26 protein-coding genes are annotated in these 24,385 nt (G+C 36.2%); 8 read left to right on the top strand and 18 right to left on the bottom strand.

Features of this window, described 5'->3' with window-relative positions:
* Positions 1-220: 220 nt before the first annotated feature.
* Positions 221-508 (top strand): GNAT family N-acetyltransferase, encoded by a 288-nt coding sequence (locus FN817_RS22905; RefSeq protein ID WP_047385514.1) that lies wholly within the window; start codon positions 221-223, stop codon positions 506-508.
* On the opposite strand, the gene FN817_RS22900 is transcribed toward FN817_RS22905, so the two are convergent.
* Positions 509-1,606, bottom strand: coding sequence for an MBL fold metallo-hydrolase (locus FN817_RS22900; RefSeq protein WP_142719938.1), 1,098 nt, complete (start codon positions 1,604-1,606; stop codon positions 509-511). It abuts the gene before it with no gap.
* A gap of 173 nt (positions 1,607-1,779) precedes the next feature.
* Between FN817_RS22900 and FN817_RS22895 the strand changes: the two genes are divergently transcribed.
* Positions 1,780-3,318, top strand: coding sequence for a S41 family peptidase (locus FN817_RS22895; RefSeq protein WP_142719937.1), 1,539 nt, complete (start codon positions 1,780-1,782; stop codon positions 3,316-3,318).
* Positions 3,319-3,360: 42 nt separating this feature from the next.
* Here the strand turns inward: FN817_RS22895 and FN817_RS22890 are convergent, their stop codons facing one another.
* From FN817_RS22890 to FN817_RS22870, 5 genes are all read right to left on the bottom strand, one after another.
* Positions 3,361-3,951 (bottom strand): hypothetical protein, encoded by a 591-nt coding sequence (locus FN817_RS22890; protein WP_047421637.1) that lies wholly within the window; start codon positions 3,949-3,951, stop codon positions 3,361-3,363.
* 13 nt (positions 3,952-3,964) lie between these two features.
* Positions 3,965-4,474 (bottom strand): RNA polymerase sigma factor, encoded by a 510-nt coding sequence (locus FN817_RS22885; RefSeq protein ID WP_142719936.1) that lies wholly within the window; start codon positions 4,472-4,474, stop codon positions 3,965-3,967.
* A gap of 111 nt (positions 4,475-4,585) precedes the next feature.
* Positions 4,586-5,401 carry a hypothetical protein gene (locus FN817_RS22880; protein WP_142719935.1) on the bottom strand — a complete coding sequence of 272 codons (816 nt, stop codon included), beginning with the start codon at positions 5,399-5,401 and terminating at the stop codon, positions 4,586-4,588.
* Between the two features lie 11 nt (positions 5,402-5,412).
* Positions 5,413-5,922, bottom strand: a complete 510-nt coding sequence (locus tag FN817_RS22875) for an RNA polymerase sigma factor (RefSeq protein WP_142719934.1) — start codon at positions 5,920-5,922, stop codon at positions 5,413-5,415.
* 146 nt (positions 5,923-6,068) lie between these two features.
* On the bottom strand, positions 6,069-7,697 hold the full coding sequence (locus FN817_RS22870) for an NADP-dependent glyceraldehyde-3-phosphate dehydrogenase (protein ID WP_047421863.1): 1,629 nt from the start codon (positions 7,695-7,697) through the stop codon (positions 6,069-6,071).
* A gap of 292 nt (positions 7,698-7,989) precedes the next feature.
* Between FN817_RS22870 and tpx the strand changes: the two genes are divergently transcribed.
* The gene (gene tpx / locus FN817_RS22865; protein ID WP_185149934.1) at positions 7,990-8,559 is read left to right on the top strand and encodes a thiol peroxidase; all 570 of its coding nucleotides are present in this window, start codon (positions 7,990-7,992) and stop codon (positions 8,557-8,559) included.
* A gap of 96 nt (positions 8,560-8,655) precedes the next feature.
* Here tpx and FN817_RS22860 read toward each other — a convergent pair whose 3' ends face one another.
* From FN817_RS22860 to FN817_RS22835, 6 genes are all read right to left on the bottom strand, one after another.
* Complete coding sequence (locus FN817_RS22860; protein ID WP_142719933.1) at positions 8,656-9,111, bottom strand: hypothetical protein; 456 nt, start codon at positions 9,109-9,111, stop codon at positions 8,656-8,658.
* A gap of 5 nt (positions 9,112-9,116) precedes the next feature.
* Entirely contained in the window at positions 9,117-9,683 is a 567-nt protein-coding gene (locus FN817_RS22855) for a hypothetical protein (RefSeq protein WP_142719932.1), read from the bottom strand.
* An 80-nt stretch (positions 9,684-9,763) separates the two neighbouring features.
* Complete coding sequence (locus tag FN817_RS22850; protein ID WP_142719931.1) at positions 9,764-10,459, bottom strand: TonB-dependent receptor plug domain-containing protein; 696 nt, start codon at positions 10,457-10,459, stop codon at positions 9,764-9,766.
* 372 nt (positions 10,460-10,831) lie between these two features.
* On the bottom strand, positions 10,832-11,593 hold the full coding sequence (locus FN817_RS22845) for an MBL fold metallo-hydrolase (protein ID WP_142719930.1): 762 nt from the start codon (positions 11,591-11,593) through the stop codon (positions 10,832-10,834).
* A 235-nt stretch (positions 11,594-11,828) separates the two neighbouring features.
* Entirely contained in the window at positions 11,829-12,371 is a 543-nt protein-coding gene (locus FN817_RS22840; protein ID WP_142719929.1) for a Crp/Fnr family transcriptional regulator, read from the bottom strand.
* Positions 12,372-12,387: 16 nt separating this feature from the next.
* Positions 12,388-14,373, bottom strand: coding sequence for a urocanate hydratase (locus FN817_RS22835; protein ID WP_142719928.1), 1,986 nt, complete (start codon positions 14,371-14,373; stop codon positions 12,388-12,390).
* A gap of 258 nt (positions 14,374-14,631) precedes the next feature.
* Here FN817_RS22835 and FN817_RS22830 point away from each other — a divergent pair, with 258 nt between their 5' ends.
* The gene (locus tag FN817_RS22830; protein WP_142719927.1) at positions 14,632-15,066 is read left to right on the top strand and encodes an endonuclease domain-containing protein; all 435 of its coding nucleotides are present in this window, start codon (positions 14,632-14,634) and stop codon (positions 15,064-15,066) included.
* Between the two features lie 117 nt (positions 15,067-15,183).
* On the opposite strand, the gene FN817_RS22825 is transcribed toward FN817_RS22830, so the two are convergent.
* From FN817_RS22825 to FN817_RS22805, 5 genes are all read right to left on the bottom strand, one after another.
* Positions 15,184-15,477: a hypothetical protein gene (locus tag FN817_RS22825; RefSeq protein WP_142719926.1), complete on the bottom strand. Its 294-nt coding sequence runs from the start codon at positions 15,475-15,477 to the stop codon at positions 15,184-15,186.
* Positions 15,478-15,526: 49 nt separating this feature from the next.
* A complete protein-coding gene (locus tag FN817_RS22820; RefSeq protein WP_142719925.1) occupies positions 15,527-16,513 on the bottom strand; it encodes a 2-hydroxyacid dehydrogenase in 987 nt (328 codons plus the stop codon).
* A gap of 74 nt (positions 16,514-16,587) precedes the next feature.
* Positions 16,588-16,851 carry a prevent-host-death protein gene (locus FN817_RS22815; RefSeq protein ID WP_142719924.1) on the bottom strand — a complete coding sequence of 88 codons (264 nt, stop codon included), beginning with the start codon at positions 16,849-16,851 and terminating at the stop codon, positions 16,588-16,590.
* A 231-nt stretch (positions 16,852-17,082) separates the two neighbouring features.
* Positions 17,083-17,733 (bottom strand): protein-L-isoaspartate(D-aspartate) O-methyltransferase, encoded by a 651-nt coding sequence (locus FN817_RS22810; RefSeq protein ID WP_142719923.1) that lies wholly within the window; start codon positions 17,731-17,733, stop codon positions 17,083-17,085.
* A gap of 98 nt (positions 17,734-17,831) precedes the next feature.
* Positions 17,832-18,479: a hypothetical protein gene (locus tag FN817_RS22805; RefSeq protein ID WP_142719922.1), complete on the bottom strand. Its 648-nt coding sequence runs from the start codon at positions 18,477-18,479 to the stop codon at positions 17,832-17,834.
* 134 nt (positions 18,480-18,613) lie between these two features.
* On the opposite strand from FN817_RS22805, the gene FN817_RS22800 reads away from it, so the two are divergent.
* Complete coding sequence (locus FN817_RS22800; protein WP_142719921.1) at positions 18,614-19,576, top strand: Gfo/Idh/MocA family protein; 963 nt, start codon at positions 18,614-18,616, stop codon at positions 19,574-19,576.
* 143 nt (positions 19,577-19,719) lie between these two features.
* Here FN817_RS22800 and FN817_RS22795 read toward each other — a convergent pair whose 3' ends face one another.
* Positions 19,720-20,700: an IS110 family RNA-guided transposase gene (locus FN817_RS22795; RefSeq protein ID WP_142719920.1), complete on the bottom strand. Its 981-nt coding sequence runs from the start codon at positions 20,698-20,700 to the stop codon at positions 19,720-19,722.
* A gap of 566 nt (positions 20,701-21,266) precedes the next feature.
* On the opposite strand from FN817_RS22795, the gene FN817_RS22790 reads away from it, so the two are divergent.
* From FN817_RS22790 to FN817_RS22780, 3 genes are all read left to right on the top strand, one after another.
* Positions 21,267-22,997, top strand: coding sequence for a cellulase family glycosylhydrolase (locus FN817_RS22790; RefSeq protein WP_142719919.1), 1,731 nt, complete (start codon positions 21,267-21,269; stop codon positions 22,995-22,997).
* A 65-nt stretch (positions 22,998-23,062) separates the two neighbouring features.
* On the top strand, positions 23,063-23,941 hold the full coding sequence (gene bla-A / locus FN817_RS22785; protein WP_142719918.1) for a CGA/CIA family class A beta-lactamase: 879 nt from the start codon (positions 23,063-23,065) through the stop codon (positions 23,939-23,941).
* A gap of 32 nt (positions 23,942-23,973) precedes the next feature.
* Positions 23,974-24,384 (top strand): hypothetical protein, encoded by a 411-nt coding sequence (locus tag FN817_RS22780; RefSeq protein ID WP_142719917.1) that lies wholly within the window; start codon positions 23,974-23,976, stop codon positions 24,382-24,384.
* Position 24,385: the final 1 nt, after the last annotated feature.

The following is a 24,385-nucleotide window of genomic DNA, read 5'->3' as shown; positions in this document are numbered from 1 at the left end:
TCTTTTATCTTTTATCTTTTATCTTTTATCTTTTATCTTTTATCTTTTATCTTTTATCTTTTATCTTTTATCTTTTATCTTTTATCTTTTATCTTATAAATTTCGTTAAGATTCCCGAAAACTATTATTTCATATTATTTAATTTCGTAATTTTAGTGAAGAGAATGTTTTTCGGAAAGTTTTCTAAATTATTTTTTTATCAACCAAATCTTACATTATCATGGAAAATATAAAGTTTCAGGTATCGCCATATCAGGATGAATTGCAGCTCCTTATTGATGGGAAAAAGGCTGGTTATATGTCCATAGAGGTTGACGGAAGACTGCTTATTGTGTATTATACGAAACTTGATGAAGAGCGTGAAGGAAAAGGATATGCCAAACTATTACTGGATGAGCTGGTACGCTACGCAGAAGAAAAAGATTTGCTTGTAGACCCGGAATGTGATTTTGTACGTCAACAGTTTGAAAACCACCCTGTAAGATATAAAGACATCTGGCATGCCTGATCAATCTTCCCACCAGGCTGTAAATTGCTGTTCATGCTGATTCAGATCTACTACCTCTCCGATCATCGGAGTGAGGATATTCAGTTTTTTTTCTTTTCCCAAGGCAGTTATCTTTTGTAAGGGTTCATTCCATGGATGAAGAGCGAGTGCAAATTTTGCTGCATGAACAGGAATAATACGCTCCGCTTTGAGATCAATACCAGCCTGGATAACATCTTCCGGCAACGTGTGGATATATCTCCATGCTTCTCCATATTGTCCGTTTTCAAGAATAGCATAATCAAAAGGGCCGTATTGCTCACCGATTGTTTTAAAATGGCTGTCATAACCACTGTCACCTCCCAAGAAAATTTTCTTTGTTGGTGTTATCAAAACATAGGAGCTCCATAGGGTATCATTCTGCCTTATTCTTCTGCCGGAAAAATGTCTGGCAGGGGTGAACACAATTTTCATATCATTTTTCAGATTCACTTCAGTTCCCCATTCTTCTTCAATAAGCGAATTTTCAGCATATCCCCATCTCTCTAAATGCGCTCCCACTCCCAAAGGCAAAATAGCCATTCCCATTCTGTCTCTGATAGATTCTACAGTCGGGTAATCCAGATGATCAAAATGATCGTGGGTGATTACCAGATAATCAATATTGGGAATATCTTTAGGTTTAAAGATATCTGATCCTTTGAATGCCTTGTTAAAATATTTAAACGGCGAACCATACAAACTCAATACAGGATCAATCAGGAAAGAAATACCGTCTGTCTGCAGATAATAAGATGAATGTCCCAGCCAGATAAATACATCCTGATTTTTGTCTATGTTTTTTAAATCGGTATGAAGGGATGGAATTTCTTTCAGGGGTTTTAAGAGTGGATCTTTTTTCCCAAAAAAGAAATCAAAAGTCACTTTCGACATTTTGTAGCCCTCTGTAATAGATGGTGTATGGCTGGTATTCTGAAACTGTCTTTTTTTATAGAGTTTTGACTGCCTGATCCGTTTCAGCCTCTTTCCTTTTGGCGCCCCGCCAAACGCCTTCATATTGATCACTATAAAAAAGGTAACCGTAAGAACAGCTACTGTCGTAATAATCCAATAAATCATCTGTAGAAAATAAATATCAAATGTATTGACTTTTTACTTTTAAATAAAAAGCTTATTCAATTTCAATGCATTTTTTAACTAAATTTATCATGTATTTTGGAAAATTTATTATTCATTTAAGGTATGGTTAATTTTAAACTTTCTATTTTAGCACCCTAAAAAACTCAGATCTATTGAAAAATTATTCGGTAATATTTCTTCTCGCAATACTTTCGTCTTGTGCTTCTATCAAAAAACACAACGAACAGCGGGCTTCATGTATTCCACCGGAGCAACTCAAAGAGGATGTGGACTTTGCTTATTCAAAATTACAGCAAATGCATCCTCAATTATACTGGTATATTCCCAAGAAGGAATTGGATCATAAATTTGACAGTCTTAAGCAGACAATCACAGAATCTCTTACTCCTCTTCAGTTTTATTTTAAACTTCAGCCTGTCATTGCGGGAATCCGTGAAGGACATCTTTCATTGAGAATTCCCAGAAAGAAATTTACCCAAAAGGAGTTTAAAAGACTGGAACACCAGAAAGGAATGTTCAGCCGTTTTGAATATTATATATCAGGCGATCGAATGTATATTATTCAAAACAGAGATTCCATTGAGCATATACAACCCGGAACTGAAATTTTATCCATCAACCATGTTCCTGTTTCGGATTATATAAAAAAGTACAGAAGTCTGATCAGCAGTGATGGTGACAATACGACTTTCCATCCTTATTTTTTAAAAGATCTTTTCTTTAATTTTTATACTGCAGAGAACGGATTTGGGAGTAAAGCAACTCTGGAAACGCTTTATCAGGGAGAAAAAAGAACGTATACTTTAAGCAGAGAAATAAAATCTGATTCTGACCTTGAGAAGGATAAGGAAATGAAGAAAAAAACGCTTGAAAAGAAACTGAATGATTATGTAGCTTCAAGTAATTCTTACAACAGGAGTTTTAAATTCCTGGATAAAGACAGCACTATCGCTTATATAAAAGTACAGAGTTTCTCCAGAGACTATTCTGATAAGTTTTATAAAAATACCTTTGCCAAGATCAATGATGTCAAGGCTCCCTACCTCATTATAGATGTGCGAAATAACTATGGAGGCTCTCTCTATGAGATCAATAACCTGTATTCCTATTTAGCGGAAGCTCCTTTTACCCTGATCAAACCTTCTCAGGTAACATCAAGAAATACTCCACTGCGCACCAATTACTTCAGAAAAAGCAATCCATTAGAATATGCTCTTAAAAGCATTGCTTATCCGAGCTATTTCTTCGCACAGGCTTTCAGCACCTATAAAAAAGACGGAAAAGTTTTCTATAAAATGAAAGCTGATAAACCTACAAAACCCAATAAGCAAGCTTTCCACGGAAAAGTTTTTGTATTGATCAACGGAGGAAGCTTCTCAGCCTCTTCTATTATTACCGCCAAGCTTAAAAATGATAAAAGGGCAACTCTTGTAGGTGAAGAAACCGGTGGTGCCAATGACGGAACAGTTGCAGGGTTCTATTCATATCAGAAACTTCCTAATTCTAAAATAAGGTTCCCAATAGGATTACTTCTGGTACAGCCTAATATCAAATTCTCAGACTCACGAAAAGGTGTTGTTCCCGATGTAGTGGTTACTGAAAGCATGCAGGATATTATTGATAAAAAAGATCCACAGCTGGATTGGATAAAAAATGAAATTGCTAAGGAAAAAGATAATAAAGGGCAATAATTTATAAGTTTCGGCGGGCTTTCAGCCCGCCGAAACTCTTTTCTATCTTTTCAATTCTTCCAAAAGATTTTCAATATGCTGCATATATCTTCCGTAATAACGGTGAAACCAGAATTTTCCGGCCAGATAGAGTAAAAACAATCCTCCGATTACAGAACCTATTAAGATCACTGCAATTTTCAGTTCACTCAAAGGTTTTGGCCACGGGATAAATTCCAGAACAATAAGGATTTCACATACCAGAAACGGGGCGAAACTGATATAGTATGAAAGATAATATTGTTTATTCAGATTCAGCTGCATCACAAGATCTTTCAGAGAATCGTAGGTTTTGGGCGCAGGATTACTGATTTCGTTATACAGTTTAAAGAACTTACTGAAAAAGAAAACGGTTACAATAAGCATGGAAGCAATTAAAACCGTTATATATAATTGCAGTTTAAAAGGTCTGCAGACTGAGCAAACCAAAAATGCAAAAACAAAAATTCCTATCATCCACCAGAATTCAACACGCATGTTTTTACGTATTTTTTCAAGGGGAAGGTTCAGTTTATTTCTTTGTTCTATACTTATTTCAGGAGTTTCCTCCATAATATCTTCATTCCAGGTATTTTTCAATTCATCGATATTCATTGGATTACTGATTTTAATGTTTGTTGGTTTTTATTTGGCTTAAGATATCTTTAAGTTTGTTTTTTGCGCGGTTCATTTTCACTCTTACATTTCCTTCAGAAATCCCTATCTGCTCTGCAATCTGCTTTCCTGAAAAATCTTCCAGATAGTAGAATATAAAGGCTTTATCAATAGGATTAAGTTGATGAATGGCCTTATACATTTCAGCCAGGCGCTCTTCTTTGCGATAATCATAGTCTTCCTGTATAATGATATGATTGGAAAAATCTTCATTGGTAATAAAGCTTTTTCTTTTTTCTGATTTAAGGAAAATAATGGCCGTATTCAAAGCGATCCTGTACAGCCATGTTGAAAATTCGCTTTCACCTCTGAAACCGGGAAATGCTTTCCAGAGCTGATAGGTAATCTCCTGAAAAAGATCATCCCGGTCATCCTTTTCAGTCATGTACATTTTAGAAATCTTAAATAGGATTCCTTTATGCTGTTCAATTTGACTTATAAACTCTTGTTCTAATGAGGTCATGATTTGTTACTCTATAGAGTTAGTTTTCATTTAAAAAAATTGTTACAGTTTTTACAAAAGAAATAAAAAACCTGATAGCTTATCTATCAGGTTCTTATTTATATTAAAATTCTAATTCAATTTATTTAAGGCTCTTTGCAGGGATCCTATATCAAGAAGGTTCAGCTTGGCACCGGCTATTATGACAATCAAAAAAACGAGTGTCAAAAATAAAATGATAAAAATATACATGGAAACAAACCATATCACGGTATTCAGAATATTTCCTTTGATCCCCATTTTATTCATGAAAAATTTCTGAGAACGCTCAAACCATGTTTTTTTCTTTTGCGGTCTGGAACTTACTTCAATTTCGTTAAGTTCATCCACCAAACGCACCACATCATCAATATATCTTCCATACATATAATAGATCCAGTATTTTATAATAAAAGCAATCAGGAGCAAAGTGATCAGAAGACTGCTCCCGAAGATTGCCAGATTATATTCCATTTCAAAATGAAAATTAATTCTGATCAGAGAGAGAAGAAATCCAAGAGGAATATAGGACACATAGTAGGCAATATAAATTTCTTTCGATATGAGAAGCTGGGTTTTAAGATTAAACAAATCATAATTTGTATTGATACTATTCTTTTGAAGCAGCTTATACAGTTTCAGAAAACGGGAATAAAAATAGACGATGATAACAATGGTCAGGATGGTGACAAATACGGATATGATCTTGATATTAGAATCAGCAGAAGCAAACGGGAAATTGGTTAAAAGTAAAGGCAGCGTTACAATCATCAGCCAGAACTCTGTTTCCATATTTACTTTCAGCATCTGTAACGGGGAATGTATTTCCTTCTGTTTTTCAAGAGAAATTTCAGGAGATTCCTGTCCTGTATCTTTATTCCAAAGTTGTTTAAAATTTTCTAGCTCCATCGTTTTATCTTTTAATGAGAACCTGTTCCCTGTTTGGTAATGATCTCTTTCAGCTTTTCTTTTGCCCTTTTCAGCTTTACTCTTGTATTCACTTCGGTAATTCCCAGCTGAACGGCAATTTCTTTTCCTGAAAAACCCTCCAAAAAGAAAAATATAAGTGCTTTATCAATAGGACTCAGCTGATGAATTGCTTCATACATCAACTTCATATTCACATCATCCGTATCATTATAAGGTTCCTGCCGGACACCCAGCCCGTCTACATTCTGGTTCTGTATAAAACTACGTTTTTTTTCACTTCGCAGGAAAACAATTGCAGTGTTTAGTGCAGTTCTGTAAAGCCATGTAGAGAAATCACTTCTCTTTTGAAAATCACCGTATGATTTCCAGGCCTGGTAGATGATCTCCTGATAGAGGTCATTCTGATCGTCCTTATTATCCATGTACATTTTAGAAATCTTGAAAATAACACCTTTGTGCTTTTCAATTTTCTCTAAAAATTCTTTTTCCGGTGAAGACATGATTTACATACTGATCCTTAGATAATATTTATTGAAACATCATCTTATTATAATACAAAACTCCAATTTCCGGCATTAAGTTAAAAAAATCCTTAACAAACAAAGAAGTTTATTGAGGATTTTTAATTATGTTAAATACAACAGAATCAGAAAATATAATCTGTACTTAAAAAATTGGAATCATGTTCTCTGACGATGGTATTGAGTAATTCTTTATTGGAATCTGTAAGTTTTGCCGCTACCAGAGACCGGATTGAGAATGAACGGAGTGCATCAAATACAGAAAGCGTACCTTCTGCACTGTCTTTTCTTCCGGTAAACGGGAAGACATCCGGACCTCTTTGTGCCTGGCAGTTGATATTGACACGGCTTACAAGATTTACAAACGGATCAATCAGCTTTGCCACTTCCTGAGGATCTTCACTGAAAATACTTACCTGCATCCCATGCGAAGCATTCACCTGATACTCTATAGGCTCTTCTATGTCTTCAAACGGAACAACAGGAATCACCGGACCAAACTGTTCTTCATGATACAGTTTCATATCACTGTTTACCGGATAAACTACCGCCGGAAAAACAAAAGATTCATCTGTATAACCTCCGTCTTTATTCAAAACAGCGGCTCCTTTCTGTAAAGCATCATTAATGCATTCTTTCAAATAAGGAGGTTTATTCACTTCCGGAAGCGGTGTTACTTTTACGTCTTTCTCCCACGGTAATCCTGGTTTCAGAGCAGAAACCGCTGCACTTAATTTTTCTGTAAATTCTAAAGCAATCTCTTTCTGAACAAATATAAGCTTCAGTGCTGTACATCGTTGTCCGTTGAAAGAAAGTGCCCCTAAAATACATTCGCTCACGGCTACATCAAGATTCGCATTTTTAGTCACGATGGCTGCATTCTTAGCATCCAGACTCAGAATAGCTCTTAAACGATTCACTTTCGGATGTAACTTTTTCAAGCCGTTAGCTACTTTACTGGAACCGATGAAGGCCAGAACATTCACTTTTCCGCTTTCCATGATTGGCGTGATGATTTCTGATCCTTTCCCATATAATGTATTCACAGTTCCTTTCGGGAATGCTTCTTTAAAGGCGTTCAATAAAGGATAATGAGCCAGTACACCATGTTTCGGGAGTTTAAACAGAATGGTATTTCCCATGATCAAGGCAGGAATCAATGTGGTAAAAATTTCATTCAGAGGATAGTTGAATGGCCCCATACTTAACACCACTCCAAGCGGAGCCCTTCTGATCTGTGCAATTGTTCCTTCTGCCTGTTGAAAGCGGGAAGATTCTCTGTCCAGATCCTTCAAAGCATCAATGGTCTGGTTGATATAATCTACAGTACGGTCAAATTCTTTGGTGGAGTCTGCAAGCGTTTTTCCAATTTCCCACATCAGTAATTTAATGATCAGATCTCTTTGCTGGATCATCAGGTAGACGAATTTCTGCATGCATTTGATACGCCCTTCCACAGACATGGTAGGCCATTCTCCAAGACCATTATCATAGGCTTTTACACAGGCTTCAAGGACTTCCATAGCTTCCTTCGGGCCAATATTCGGGATACTTCCCAACAGTTTTCTTTCTAACCCGTTTTCTGTAGGAATGCACACCGGGGAATAGATTTCGGTAACATCTCCGTCCCACTCTACCAGTTCGCCGTTCAGGAGATAAGTTCTCTGGTGGATGACCGGAACTTTATATTCTTCCGGAATTTCATTTTCACTCTTAAAAATGTGATGGAATGATGCAGTGTTTTCTGAACTCATAAATCTTTCTATTTTTTTATGTGATAAGACTGAGACTATCTCAAAAGTGTCATTCTGACCACAGACTAAAGGTCTGCGAATGTAGTTCTGATATCCAGACATCAATAAGACTCTTCCTTCGTCAGAATAACAAAAGCCAAACTATTTGACTTTTGAGACGGCTTCGTTTAATAATATAAAGGTAGAAGTAAAATGTTTTGAAAAAAACAATCTGACAATAGATTTGATCTATTTGAATTAAAATTAATCTCAGCTCCTGAAAAAAGAATAATTTAGCTTAAAAATAAATTTCATGTTTTCAAAATTAGTTTTCAGTACACTATTGTTCTTTTCCGCAATGGGCTTTGCACAAAAATCTAAAGCAACCAATACGGTTCTGATGGGAGGAAAAGAAGTACATACCTATGCAAAATTACCGGCGCTGAATAAGCCAGCCCCTAAATTTACCCTTACCGATGTGAATATGAATGATCAGACACTGGAATCTTACAGAGGGAAGAATGTGATCTTAAATATCTTTCCTAGTGTAGATACAGGCGTTTGTTCAGCTTCTGTACACCATTTCAATGAAGAGGCAGGAAACCTTCCCAATACGGTGGTACTTTGTATTTCCAAAGATCTTCCGTTTGCACAGAAAAGATTCTGCGGTGCTGAGGGAATCAAAAATGTAGTAATGCTTTCAGATTTCCGTTCAGACTTTGGATGGAACTATGGGGTGGAACTGGTAGATTCTGCCATGAAGGGCCTTCTAAGCAGAGCGGTTGTAGTAATAGATCCTTCAGGAAAGATCATCTATGAAGAGCAGGTGCCTGATATTTCACAGGAACCGAATTATGAAGCGGCAATTGCAGCGGTAAAATAATAAGCTTTTACTTTAAAATAAATATAAACTCCGGCGATCTTCGATCGCCGGAGTTTATATTTACGCAAGATTTTTATGCTTTATTTTCATCATTTTTTAATCTCCATCTCCACCAATAGAATTAAATTCCTTAGTTGAGTAGTGCAAGAACAGTAAAGTTAATAAGTCATCAACAGAATGATCCACTTCAAGATGAAAAATTGATTCTTTACCTTTTCTTTTCTCCTCCCGTATCTCGATCAGTAATTCCCCTTTTTCAGTTAATTGCCAGGTCTTTTTTAATTTAAAATAATAAATTTTAACTCCCTGGCCCGACTTAATAATTCTTTTTTTTGCTAAATCTGTGAAATACGTTATCACATTTGAATCAAAGAGTTCTACATCATTCTTTAAAAAACCTACATTCCTGATATCATATTTCTTAGAATTGAAAGTGATATACTCTTCAAAATGAAACAACTTACGATTCTTTATAATTCTGCCAACTTCATTTTGACTTTCTGAAACTAAAACCAAATCCTTTTTTTGATAGTGTACGGTATATTTTTTCAACAATTCTATTTTTTACTTTCAATCACAATAACTCCATATCTCCCTTTATCTCCATAAAGTTTGGTTGCTCCTTCACCAGAAAGTATATTTACACTTTTCACATTATCTCCTTTTATTTTTTTCATTTTCTCTTCAGATATTTTCTTACCATCCAGCAGAATCATTGGCTGTGTAGATTCAATATCCTCTTTACTTGGCATGCCCAGCCACATTGTTTTATTGATTGTATTGTTGATGACCTCTACTCCTTCAAGCCCTTTCTTAAAATCAACTTTCTTTACTTCTTCACCTTTTACTTCCTGTGCTTTGGCTGTGGTCACCACTCCGCTTGCAGTCAATAATCCCAAAGCTATTTTAGAGGTTAATGAAAAATTTAGATTTCGACCTAACTGATCACCCGTAAATCTCCCACACATTTTTTTATCAGACTTAAAACTCATTAAAAGTTCTTCATCTGAGGAGCTTGTAAAATCTGTTACAGTTTTAGAACAAACGGAACAAAATTTCCCTTTTTGATCGCTTGTCATTTCTTCCCAATTTTCATGACAAGGGTTTTCAATATTTAGTCTCATGGTCAGTTATTTTATTACTAAGATAGAATAATAATAGAAAATTTAAAATATATCGTATAATGTATGCTTGTTTTATTTTTTTACCGTTTCTTCTTAGTAGTAATCACAACTACTCCATCCTTGGCTTTTTCGCCATACTTTGTAGTTGCAGAAACTCCCTTCAGAATATTCATTGTTTTTATAAGATTAGGATCCAGTGCTTTTACTTTTTCATAATCGCTTATTTTTCCATTCACTACATACATGGGTTTGTATACTGCTCCACTTGAGGGAGCTCCGCCAATACGTATACTGTTATGATCTTCAGGAGCCTTACCAATTACTCCTGGTAATTTTGAGACAATTTCTTTTTTTTCTTTTTCTTTGCTGTCTGATAAAGCTATCGCTGGCACTACTGAAACAGAACCAAGCAATTTTCTGTCTCCCTGAGTATTCAAAAAAACTTCCTGTAAGTCTTCAGTCTTTAGGGTATCACAGATTTTATTTTGCTGTGCATCCACACTTACAATCCCTCCCGTTGTCAGCATAAAACCAACAGCAAATTTCACAAAAAGATCATTGATATAAGAATAATGCAGCTCCCGGTTGAGCTGTGATGGATTAAAATTTCCACAGATTTCTTCCGAGGCCTTAGAAAACACATCTATAATATCATCATCCGAAGTTTTCCTGAAGTCTCGTACCGTTTTGGAACAAACAGTGCAGAATCTTCCTTTTTCATCTGGTGACATCGTATTCCAGTTTTCATGACAAGGTTTGGGTATCGTAATTTTCATAGTAAGCTTTTATTATAAAGATGAGCCTATGGCAGAAAAGGTTGGAAATAGTTGTAAAGTTTTCTAATATTTTAAATTTTGTTGGAAAATCGTTTACATAGTCTTCCTATGTGCTCACCCTGTCATTCCATCTAAACCCTTATTTTTTTCATCAATCTAAAAGTTTTGCTGCATAGATTCCTGTGGAATGATAAAAAGGGTGTGGGAAACTCTACTTATGACAACAGATCGTGGAGTGACAATTGGGTGGAATAACAATGAGGTACAGAAATGATCCTAAAAAAACGGGCTAAAAGCCCGTTTCTATTGATGTTGAGATTCTTCACTACATTTCATTTCGTTCAGAATGACAGTTGTCCTTACAAATACCATTTAAGATTTTAACAACACTGCTCCATCTTTCAGAATCATATACTCCTGTCCTACTTCCTCTGAAATACGCTTCATATCATTGTCATCAAACACCTGAGGAATATAAAATTTTTCATGAGCAAACAATCCGTAATGGATGGGTACCAGTTTTTTAGCATGTAAAAGATGGGCTGCGGCAAAGGCTTCTTTCAGACTGAGGGAAGCGGGAACAGGGCTGTATTCTAATCCAATGATTTCAAAATTAACAACTACTCCGTTTACGGGTAAAAATGCGTAATCTATATTGGGATTTTCTTTTCCGAGCTTCCAGAACTGATTGTGCCAGATGGTGTCTCCACCATGAAAGATCTTTGTTTCCCCGTCATCCACAATCCACGAAGACTGTATTTCTCCCAATCCATCCATGGCAAATACGGGTTTGAAGGTGATATTGTTTTCTGTAAAGGTTTCATCCAGGTCAAGAATAATGATCTCTGCGTCAATTACAATTTTTCTTACCACAGCTTCAAGCCCTTTATATACTATCAGTTTTCCGTCTTCCTTTAGGCATTTTCTGATGACTCCTTTATCAAAATGGTCAAGGTGCATATGGGTAAACAGAATATAATCAGCCTTTACATGGTCTGAAAATTCTATAAGATTCTCTACAGCATCTCCCAAAACGGGTTTATAATAAGTGTAATCTTCTACAGCGTCTATTAAGATGGTTTTGTTGTGTGAAGTGAGCTGAATGCCCGCCCAGTTTAGTTTTTGTATTTCCATATTCTTTTTTTCAACAAAGGAAAAGACTTCCTGAGAGCCAGTCAATAAACAAAAGATAATTAATGAAGGTGTTTTTTTAAAGTTGGAAGATGGAGGATGGAAGATGGGAGTTATTGAGGTGATAGAATAACTATATCTCTCTTTTATTTCAAGTGATTGATCAATTTAATTATTAAATCTATAGAAAATAAGGAAATGGGTAGTAACTTCCAACTTCCAGCTCCCCTCTTCCAGCTTATACAATCCTTTTTCTGATTCTGCTTAAAGAGATAGGTGTAATTCCGATATAAGAAGCGAGGTATTTTAAAGGAATATTCTGAATATAATAAGGTTTGTTCTTCAGCAAATATTCATAGAGATCCTGAGGGGTGTTTTTCAACAGGAGCATTTCTCTTTTCATTGCTGCATTGAGCTTTCTGCTGAGATAATAATTCTGAACGAAACGGCAGTGCGGATTTAAAACAAACATATCTTTCACCTCATCAAGGGTGATTTCCCATGCCAGTCCGCTGTTAATAGATTCATAAACAGCATCGGATTCTTTTTCGTCAACGGTAAAAATATCTCCGGGAAAGTAAAATTCTGCACAGATTTCAGTATCGATATCTGTAGTGCTGCTGATATAATATTTACGAACAAGCCCATCTTCTAAAAGATAGGCTTTATTGTTCGTAAACAGAGTTTTTTTTGAAAATTCAACCTCAGCAAATTTCTCCCATACAGGATCACAATCCTCTACGTTCAGGTGTGAAAAAAGATTTTTGTTGATCGTTGCCAATGTTGAATATTATATTTTACAGTAAATTTTCGTCTACAAGGTTTGGAAGAGTTACTTTCAGATTAGGTTCTGCTTCCATCGCTCTTTTAATAGCGAAAACAGCACCTTCGTTTCTTGCCCAGCTTCTTCTTGAGATTCCGTTGTTTACGTCCCAGAAAAGCATAGACTTCAGTCTTCTGTCGGCATCATCGCTTCCGTCCAACAGCATTCCGAAACCACCGTTGATTACTTCGCCCCAGCCTACTCCACCACCATTGTGAATGGAAACCCAGGTAGCTCCGCGGAAACTGTCACCAATCACATTGTGAATGGCCATATCTGCAGTGAATCTTGATCCGTCATAGATATTGGAGGTCTCTCTGTAAGGAGAATCTGTCCCCGAAACATCATGATGATCTCTTCCCAATACTACAGGCCCGATTTCTCCGTTTTTAATAGCTTTGTTGAAGGCTTCTGCAATTTTCATTCTTCCTTCTGCATCTGCATAAAGGATTCTGGCCTGGGAACCTACCACCAGTTTATTTTCCTGAGCTCCTTTGATCCATTGGATGTTGTCTTTCATCTGTTGCTGAATCTCTTCAGGAGAGTTTTTCACCATTTCTTCTAATACTGCACACGCAATATCATCGGTTTTCTGCAGATCTTCAGGATTTCCGCTGGAACATACCCAACGGAACGGTCCGAAACCGTAATCAAAACACATCGGTCCCATAATATCCTGAACATAACTTGGATATTTAAATTCTCTTCCCAGGGTAGGATTTTCTGCCATTACATCAGCTCCCGCTCTGGAAGCTTCCAATAAAAAGGCATTCCCGTAATCAAAGAAATAGGTTCCTTTTGCTGTATGTTTGTTAATGGCTGCAGCATGTCTTCTTAATGTTTCCTGAACTTTTTCTTTGAATAACTCAGGGTTTTCAGCCATCATGGTATTAGATTCTTCAAACGTCTGTCCTACCGGATAGTAACCTCCAGCCCAAGGATTGTGAAGCGAAGTCTGATCTGAACCGATATCAATTCTTAAGTCTTCCTGATCGAACTTCTCCCAGACATCAACAATATTTCCAAGGTAAGCTAAAGAAACAGTTTCTTTATTAGCCTGTGCTTCTCTTACTCTTTTTACCAGTTCATCAAGGTTTTCATAGATCTCATTTACCCACTTCTGATCATGACGGATCTTTGTAATCTTCGGATTGACTTCTGCACATACAGTAACGCAGCCTGCAATATTTCCTGCTTTTGGCTGAGCCCCGCTCATTCCCCCTAATCCTGAAGTCACGAAAAGTCCTCCTTTCGGTTCTTTTTTTATTTTTCTGAAAGCATTTAATGCTGTAATCGTTGTTCCGTGAACAATTCCCTGCGGGCCAATATACATATAACTTCCCGCCGTCATCTGCCCATATTGTGTAACACCTAATGCGTTGAACTTTTCCCAATCATCCGGTTTTGAATAGTTCGGGATCATCATTCCATTGGTTACAACAACTCTTGGTGCATCTTTATGAGACGGGAACAATCCCATCGGATGTCCTGAATACATCACCAATGTCTGCTCATTACTCATTTCCGACAGATATTTCATCGTCAGCAGATACTGAGCCCAGTTGGAGAATACAGCTCCGTTTCCACCATAAGTAATCAATTCGTGAGGATGCTGTGCTACTGCATAATCCAGGTTATTCTGAATCATCAGCATGATCGCTTTAGCCTGCTCAGATTGTCCCGGATAATCTGTAATAGGTCTCGCCTTCATTTCATAATCCGGACGGAAACGATACATATAAATTCTTCCGTAATCTTCCAGTTCCTGCTTAAATTCTGGAATCAGTTCTGCGTGAAACTGAGGATCAAAATAACGTAATGCATTCTTCAATGCCAGTTTTTTCTCTTCTTCTCCTAAAATTTCTTTACGCTTCGGAGCATGGTTGATATTGGTCTCGTATGGTTTTGGTTGTGGCAGCTGATCAGGAATCCCCTGCTGTATCTGTTCTTGAAATGTCATATTACTATTTAAAGGTCTATGTTGTAAACAATGTTTGAAGTTTTAAAGATATTCAAATTAGAAAATATAAGCAAGTAAAAAGCAAAATGGCTTATGGCTTATGGCTTATGGCTTATGTAAAATTATTGAATCCGTATAGCGCATTTCTATTTTAATACTATATTTGAAAAGATGCACCTCAAATTCCCCTCCCCTGGAGGGGTGGATTTCAAAGTTCATCAAACTTTGAAAGACGGGGTGGTTAAAATAAACACATTCATGAAAGAAATCCTTACCGTCATCAACGGAATTCCGATCCGCAGGAATTTCGTTGAGAATCTGCCCTACAATCCTCATTTAAAAGTATTATTAAGAGAAAAACGCAAAGCCCGTATTCTGGGTGAAGTAATCTTCTGGAAGAAAGTCCGTGCAAAAAAATTTCATACAATTGATTTTGACAGGCAAAGGATTATTGGAAACTATATTGTCGATTTTTATATAAAAACTTTGGGATTAATTATAGAAATAGATGGTTCAAGTCATGATGAGAAAGAAATTTATGATGGAATAAGACAGGAGTATCTGGAATCTTTAGGACTGTTAGTTTTCAGAATAAGTGATTTTGATGTGAGGAATAACCTGAGTGTGGTGATGAGGGAGTTGGAGGATTTTATTGTTTTGCATTATGGAACCACCCCGTCTTCAAAAATTTAAAGAATTTTTGAATCCACCCCTCCGAGGGAGGGGAATTGCCCTTACTAATATTAGTTGTTATTCAACATAAAAAAACCTCACTGAAAGTCAGTAAGGTCGATTTGTTATCGTTAAAGTTTAGGTTAAAACATCATCGTTTTCTTCTTCATGGTCATCCTCATTATCACTGAGACTCCAGTAGTTGTTCTCTTCATCTTCCTCTCCTATTTCTTCCATTTCATCATCGTCATCGGTTCCTGGAATATCTAAGCCTTTATCTATTTTATCTTCGTCTAAGTCCTCATCTAAGATAGGATTTCCATCTCCGTCAAGTGGAATGTGTTTTTCTCTCTTAAATATATCTTCGTTTGGGTTATAATCCATCTGTTCTAACCTCTTGTTTTGTTGATTAATATTTTTCTCTGGTGCCATAATATTTAAGATTTTAGGTTTACATAATCAAAACAAAAATAATTCCAAGTTAGGATGAATGAGCAGAATAAATGTCAGGATTTGCACAATTCGGCATTCTTTCATTTTTTGAAAAAGCGATGATATTTTCTGCTGCCAGTCTTGCCATCCCGTTCCTGGCTTCAATAGTAGCAGAACCAATATGGGGTAAAATACAAACACTTGAAAGTTCAAGAATAGGATCGTCTGGAGACATAGGTTCCGGATTGGTAACATCCAGACCCGCTCCCCAGATTTTCTGATCAACCAACGCCTGATACAAATCTTTTTGATTGTGAAATCCACCTCTGGCAGTATTGATGAAAATAGCATTTGGTTTCATCTGTTCAAAGATGGACGCATTGAACAATTCTTTTTGGTCAGGGATAAAATTGGCATGAACACTCAATACATCTGAGTTTTTGATCAGCTCTTCAAAAGAAACATACGTTGCTCCCAATTCCTCTTCAGCTTCTTCGTTATGATGGCGGTTGTGATAAATGATATTCATTCCAAAAGCTTTCTTTGATTTTTCAGCCATTTCATAACCGATACGCCCGAGTCCGAAAATACCGAGGGTTTTCCCATAAAGCTCCTGTCCCAAAGCATGCAAAGGCTCAAATGCTCCCCAGCTTCCATCTTTTACTTTCCTGAAGTTGTAGCTTGCCCTTCTTGCCACCGACTGCATGAGTAAAAAAGCAACATCTGAAGTCGCCCTGCTCAAAACATCGGGAGTATTACCCACCGGAATATTCCTCTGGGTGGCTTCTTTGATATCTACATGATCGAATCCTACAGAATATAAAGCAATGGCCTTCACATTCGGGCAGGCTTCAAAGAAGTTTTTGTCATATTTAAATTCTGCCCCAATACTTAAAATAGCATCGGTATTTTTACAGTAACTCAGCCATTCTTCATAAGAAAGGTTTTCTTTTTCCGGAATAGTAATTTCCAGCCCTGCTTCTTCCAGCATTTTAATTCCTGTTTCGGGAATTCTTTTATTGATAAAGACTTTCATTGGTATGGATTAATGATTGTAAATAAAAAACCTCACTCGCAAAAAGTAAGGTTCCTGAACTTTAATATTAAAAATTATTTCTTTTCATCCGAATGGTTTTTGTTTTTCTCCCAGGCTTCAGAAGCAATTTCCTGAATCTCGGCCCAAACTTCTTTCGCGGATTTCTGAGCTTGTGTCATAAATCCCTGTTTGGTTGCTTCCTGATTCCTGCTTTTCATGTCATGAATGTAATCTTTTACCTGCTGGGAATAACTTTCTACGCTATATCCCTGATTATTATTCAGGTTTTTCTGAAGATTACTAAAATCATGTGACGCTTTGAATCTGTTCGTGTCCATAATAATAGATTTAGTGATTGGGTTCTCCTATGAGTCCAATTTTCATTCCGAAATGAGTTATAATATTTTAAATTTTGGCTAAAGCCGATAGAATGTATGTTGATAAAAAAAAACGGACTCCCTTCGTCTCCGCTCAGGATGATAGTCCGTTCCTATTGATCAAATTGGTATCCAACGGAACTGGTGTTTGAGACCAGTTCTTCTACCAATTCCGTTTCTGATGGATAAAAATTATTGATTGGTATTTCCAAGCATAGGAACAAATTTATACGCTCCAAATTCCTCTTTTTCAAATTCTGTAGGCCCTATTTTGGTAAATCTGTATAAAACCTGCTCATCAGTAGGTCCTAATGGAATCACCATAATTCCTCCGACGTTTAATTGTTTTAAAAGCTCTGTTGGTAAAGTAGAAGCACCACAGGTTACGATAATTTTATCAAAAGGAGCAAAAGTAGGAAGCCCGGCAAAGCCATCTCCAAAGCTCTGGAATTTTGGAAACAGGTGAAGTTCTCTGAGTTTCTTTTTGGAAAAATCAAAAAGGTCTTTCTGTCTTTCAACCGTATATACATGAGCTTTCATTGCTATTAAGACAGCCGTCTGATATCCGCATCCGGTACCAATTTCCAGGACTTTTTCACCTGGTTTTACCTGCAGCAGTTCAGACTGTTCTGCTACCGTTGAAGGATGGGAAATGGTCTGATGTGCCAAGATGGGAAATGCTCTGTCTTCATAGGCAAAATCTTCAAAAATACTTTCGATAAAAAGGTGTCTTGGAACTTCACCCACTGCCGAAAGTACATTTTCGTCCGAAATTCCAATTCTGTTTCGAAGGTAATCAACTAAAATCTTTCTTTTTCCTTTATGTACAAACGAATCCTGCATTTGACAAAAGTAAGAAATTAGAAATTAGATTTCAGAAATTGGGGCAAAGAATTATCCACAAAAAGAAAGCAATCAAAAAATGACTGCTTTCTTTTTATTTAATCCCATTTTATTGGATAAGGTCCATAAAAATCGCTGAAGGTATTATCAGCACATCTTTTTCTCACAAAAAAGTTATAGTTCACTGTTTTAGTTAATCCTATGTAAATAGCTTTTTGACCTGAAATCACTAATTCTCCACTCGCAGGTGGTGCAGAGCTGGTTGTCAAAACAGTTTCATATGCAGAAATGCCATCATTTTCCCAGGTTACTGTAGCATCAAAAGTGGAAGAATAAACGGAAGAAGTCGTTTTTGAATACGTTGCATATCCTGGTTTTATACAGGTTGTTGTATTACTGGCCAAAACGGTAACAGGTCCCGCCCAGTTGCTCCGGCCATTGTCTATTCCGCAGTTTTTTCTTACGTAAAGATCATATTTATTATTCTTATACAATGGAAGATTATAGGAATTCTTATAGGTTACAACTGTTGTTCCATTTCCTAAAGTAAAACCTTGCTCTCCATACTGTATTTCATAATATCCCTCGCCCTGGCTAATCATATTCCAGGAAAGCTGGTTACTTCCTTTTTCAAATATCAGATTTTCTGGAGTTCCACATTTAGCCTGCGGGTCGTATGGACTATCTCCTATACATCCGGCAGTACATAATCCTAAGATGAGTAATATCGAAATTATTCTTTTCATCGTTATTTTTCTGACCGTGAATTTACTGTAATTTCTTTAATGAATACATGCGTTCAATCTTAAATATCTCCAAGTGAAAAGTCATGTATTTTATAAATGTACATTCACTATCTTTACAAAAATTTAATACAGCTATGTTAAAAGCAGGTTTGGTAGGTGCCGGACACTTGGGAAAAATACATTTAAAACTTCTTAATCAATCAGATAGATATGAATTTGTAGGTTTCCATGATAAAGATGTTGAAAACGGAAGGAAATTAGAAGCCGAATTCGGATATAAATATTTTGAAAATTTTGATGAATTGCTTGAGCAGATTGACATGCTTGATATTGTCACTCCTACAGTTTATCATTACGATTATGCTTTAAAAGCCATTGAAAAAGGTCTTCATTTCTTTATTGAAAAACCGGTAACCCAGACTCTTGAGCAGGCAGAAGAAATTTTACGTTTATGCCAGGAAAAAGGAATCAAAGCACAGGTAGGACACGTTGAGCGATACAATCCGGCTTTTATTGCCACTAAGGAATATATCAGCAATCCGATGTTCATTGAAATCCACAGGCTGGCAGAGTTTAATCCCCGCGGGACAGATGTTTCTGTAGTATTGGACCTTATGATCCATGATCTGGATATTCTGTTGAGCATGGCTAAATCTAAGGTTAAAAATATCCACGCAAGCGGTGTTTGTGTGGTAAGCAAGACTCCGGATATTGCCAATGCGAGAATAGAGTTTGAAAACGGCTGTGTAGCTAACCTTACGACTTCCAGAATTTCTATGAAAGCCATGAGAAAAAGCAGATTCTTCCAGAAAGATGCTTATATCTCTGTAGATTTCCTTGAGAAAAAGGCTGAAGTGATCAGAATGAAAGACGCTCCTGAAAACCCTACTCCATTTGATATGATTATTGAAAATGCAGATGGAGAAAAGAATCAGATCCTGTTTGAATACCCGAATATTCAGTCCAACAATGCTATTTTGGATGAGCTGAACTCTTTCGCAGATGCCATCACAGACGATAAAAATGTAGAGGTTTCTCTTGAAGACGGAACTGAAGCATTGAAAGTCGCTTTGGAAATCATGAGGCTGATCAGCTAAAAATAAAAATATGCTGTTTTTTATACAGCCATACATACAATGCTATCTTGTAATCAAAAAATGATGATGAGGTAGCATTTTTAATTTCTAAGGTTATTCTTTAAAACGTTCTATGTTAATTTGCAAATAAATATGCTAAAAAATTAATTGCCTACTTGTAAATAGTTTTTCTGATAAGGTATTTTGTTTCGCATTATTCCAAAGCATTGTCTGAGTAATTTATTGCATACAGCAATCAATGCTACTTTTTTGGATTTATTTTTTGACAAAATTCTTTCATATAATTCCCTGCATTGGCTGTTAAATCTCATAGCTGTCCAGGAACACACATATAAAATACTTCTTACATGCTTTTTTGTGGTCCTGCATTTGCCAAGACTTTTCTTTTTGGTTCCTGATTCATAAAGACGAGGAGCTACACCAAAGTATTTGGATAGTTGTTTAGCATTGGCAAAATTTTTAAATCCATTGGTGGCTACCAACAACAGTAAAGCCGTTTTTTCTCCAATGCCCGAAATACTACTTAATAAATCTACATCTCTCTTTAATTCTTCATCCTGAAGTCTTGACATCCGTGACATCACTTTTTCTATCTCGCTGTCATGATTCCTGATAAGTCTTTCATAATGTTTTATCGTTTCCTTGCTACACAGTGCTTTTTGTTGAAGAGCCTTAAGCTTAAGACCATACTTTTTTTTCGCCTGTTCCAGATCATGCCAAAGATTTAATTCCTGATCAAGGTATTCCAAAGTCTTACTTTTAGGAGTATAAGGCCTAAATTCTACCTGTTCACCATACTCCCGAATCAGTCTGGAATCTTCAGCATCAGTCTTACTGATATGATTCTTTAGTTCGCCATATCTTTTTATACTTACTGGATTTACCATACTTACTTCGAAACCTAATTCATAGGAAAAATATAAAATCTTGCTGCTATAAGCACCTGTAGCCTCTACTATAATCTTATATTCTTCTTTATCAAAAATATTAAGATTACCTAAAATATCTTTTTTAAGATTAGGAATATTACGTGTTATTATTACTCCCTCTGAATCCTTGTAATTAAGAGTAAGCATTTTCAAGCTAACATCTACTCCAATTACTTTTTTCTCTAAATTTGCCATAAGAATTTTCTTTATTTATTGGAAATATGTTTTCTTGTAACCAACGTGGTAAGAGAATTTTACCTAAACAGCGTTCTATTCGGTTTTTAGAAAACAAGGAATAGGGATGGAGCGTTTAAATCGATATCGGAAGTATCAGCGCAAAGGCTATCTGTTTCCTATTCCTTTTTCCAATAAGGTTAGTCTTAAAATTAAGTCTTTCTGATTTATTGCAAACTTACCACGCAAAGGTTTCATTTTTTCTAAGGTTTTATTTTAAGTGAGCAAAGATTAAATCTATTTGATGAAGCTGTAGACTTATTTAGCTAATTCCTGCTTTATTTTTTAAGCATTTATGTAATGAAATAAAAACTTTTCGTTAAAAATTACTGATTTATCAATTAAAAATCCTTTTCAAAACAAAAAAACAATATATTTGGAGAACAATTCAATAAAGTATTGAAAGATTTTGTTTTACATATATGGATATCTGACGTAATAAATGATGTGAATATAGCATCATCTTACCCTGTCATCATTCATTATAATCTTTAATTTCCCTACTATTTTAAACCATTGAAACCATTATGAAAAGAGCTATTGTAATATCCGCACTTTTATTGTCTCAATTTGGGACATCACAATTATTAAAGACTTCCGGACAAAAAATCGTTAATGATAAAGGTGAAAATATCCAATTGAGAGGTCTGGGTCCTGGTGGCTGGATGCTTCAGGAAGGATATATGCTGAAAACAGCTGACTTTGCCGGTCCTCAGTATAAAATCAAGGAGAAAATTGCTGAGTTAATTGGTGAAGATGGCATGAATGAGTTTTACAAGGCTTATCTGAAAAACGGAATCACCAAACAGGATATTGATTTTCTGGCAAAATCAGGATTCAATTCGATACGGCTTCCCATGCATTACAATCTTTACACACTTCCTATTGAAAAAGAACCTGTAAAAGGAAAAGATACATGGCTGGAAGAAGGTTTTAAAATGACCGATGACCTGCTTCAATGGTGTGCCGATAATAAAATTTACCTCATCCTAGACCTTCATGCTGCTCCGGGCGGACAGGGAAATGATGTCAATATTTCTGATAATGATAAGTCAAAACCTTCGCTTTGGGCCAATGAAGAGAATCAGAGAAAAACTATAGCGTTCTGGAAAAAACTGGCGGAACGATATAAAGACAGTCCATGGATTGGAGGCTACGACCTGATTAATGAGCCTAATATCAATTTCACCGGTAAAAACCCGAACGGTACTGATGAAATGTCTAATGCTCCGCTTTGGAAACTTCAGAAGGACATCACGGCTGCCATCAGAGAAGTTGATAAAAAGCATATTATTTTCATTGAAGGAAACGGCTGGGGAAATAATTATAACGGACTGCCGGCTATCTGGGACAATAATATGGCTTTCAGCTTTCATAAATACTGGAATTACAATGATAACCAAACCCTGCAGTTTGCACTGGATCTGAGAGAAAAGCATAATATGCCGATCTGGCTTGGTGAAACAGGAGAAAATTCCAATGTATGGTTTACTGAGCTTATTCAGCTTTTGGATCAACATAATATCGGGTATGCATTCTGGCCGATGAAAAAGATTGATAATATTGCAGGAATCACCAATGTAAAGATCACTCCTGAATATGAAAAGCTATTGGATTACTGGAAAAACGGCGGTAAAAAGCCTTCAAAAGAGTATGCCAAAAAAGCTTTGATGCAGATTGCTGATAACTATAAACTGAGCAATACGGAAGTTAAAAAAGATGTTATTGATGCGATGTTCAGGCAGACAAAGGATGCTTCAACAAAACCATTTAAAAATCATCAGGTTCCGGGAAGGATATTTGCTTCGGAATATGATCTGGGAAGAATGGGTTCTGCTTATCTGGATAAAGATTTCATTAATCTATGGGTAAGTGATCCTGCAAAAAGATCAGAATGGAACTCCGGACAGCAGATGAGAAATGATGGTGTAGATATTTATAAGTGTAATGATAAAATTACCAATCAGTATTATGTGGGAAAAACAGAATCCGGGGAATGGCTCCAGTATACTGTTCAGTCAAAAGGAGACAAAAATTATACGTTCGACCTCCGGTATGCATCATCCACTGATTCAAAAATAAGGATTGAAACAGCTTCCGGAAAAGTTTTAGCGACGGTATCATTAGCTTCAAGTGGAGGAAATGAGAACTGGAAAACAATTTCTGTAAAAAACATAAGCCTTCAGAAAGGAAAAAACAGTATCAGAATATTCTTTGAAAATGATGGTGCCAATCTGAATTATTTTGAAGTAAAATAGTAATAATTATCTTAAATTGCAGCTCTCTTTTGGTCTTCAAAGGAGAGCTTTTTAATTTCGGTATTATGAAAAAAACAGCATTCTTTTTTCTTCTGATTTCGGCATTTACCTTTGCCCAGACTTCTTTGTTGGAACAAAAAATAAACTCAATTCTTAAAAACAAAAAAGCAACTGTTGGTGTTTCTGTCTTAGGCTTTGAGAATAGTTTTAAATATGATAAAAATGCAGACAAAAAGCTTCCGATGCAAAGTGTCTTCAAATTTCATATTGCCGCTGCAGTTCTGAATGCTGTAGATCAGGGAAAACTTTCATTAGATCAGAAAGTTGCACTCAACAAATCAAATTTACTTGAAAATACATGGTCCCCGCTACGCGATCAATATCCGGCAGGGAACGTTGAAATTCCGTTAAGTGAAGTGATTGAATATACTGTTGCTAAAAGTGATAATAATGGCTGCGATATTCTTCTCAGGCTATTGGGAGGAACTCAGCCTGTACAAAAATTCATGGATTCCAAAGGAGTGAAAGGTTTTCAGATCAAATATAATGAAGAGGCAATGCATAAAGACTGGAAAGTTCAGTATGAAAATTACAGTACTACCCAATCTGCAGTTGATGTCCTGAAAAAGTTTTATGACGGAAAATTATTATCTAAAAAGTCGACAGATTATCTGATGCAGGTCATGTTATCTACTTCAACAGGGTTAAACAAAATGGTAGAGCGACTTCCAAAAAACACTCCTGTGGCCAGAAAAACGGGAGCTTCCGGAAAAAATAAGGCAGGTTTAACAGGGGCAGAAAATGAAATCGGCATCGTTACTTTACCCAATGGAAAACATTATGCATTAGCTGTATTTGTCAGTAATTCAATGGAAACAGATGCGGTAAACTGCAGGATGATTTCTGATATTTCCAAGGAGGTTTGGGTATATTTTAATAAATAAAATTTTAAGCTTATTTTTAAGCGATTTTTAACATGAAAAAAATAATAGTAACAACGGCTCTGCTGGCTTTCACATTCTTTTACTCACAGAAGAATCAGAATTATCTGGAGATCAGCTATGGAAGTGTATGCTGCGGCCCGCCTTCAGACAAACCCGTTATTAGCTTTCTGAAGGAATTCAAGAATAAAAGCAGGGTAAAAAGCCTGGAAATTCTACAACAAAAAGGAAGAGGCAGAGAAGGTGAATTCACATTATATGTTGGTACTGACTATCTTACAAAAAATCAGAAAAGCCGTCTTATAAGAGGATTAACGGCTACCGTTTCTAATCAGAACAACAGTAAGAAAAACCAAAGTACAGGAACCGTTTTCTTTGATTCGGCAACGGTTGTTTCTCAATCGGATCTTACTGACGTAAAAAATTTAACTATCTATAAAAAATAAA

This window comes from Chryseobacterium rhizoplanae, assembly GCF_900182655.1.
Taxonomy (GTDB): domain Bacteria; phylum Bacteroidota; class Bacteroidia; order Flavobacteriales; family Weeksellaceae; genus Chryseobacterium; species Chryseobacterium rhizoplanae.
Note: the sequence above shows the minus strand (reverse complement) of the source record. Positions and strands in the feature narration are given on the sequence as shown.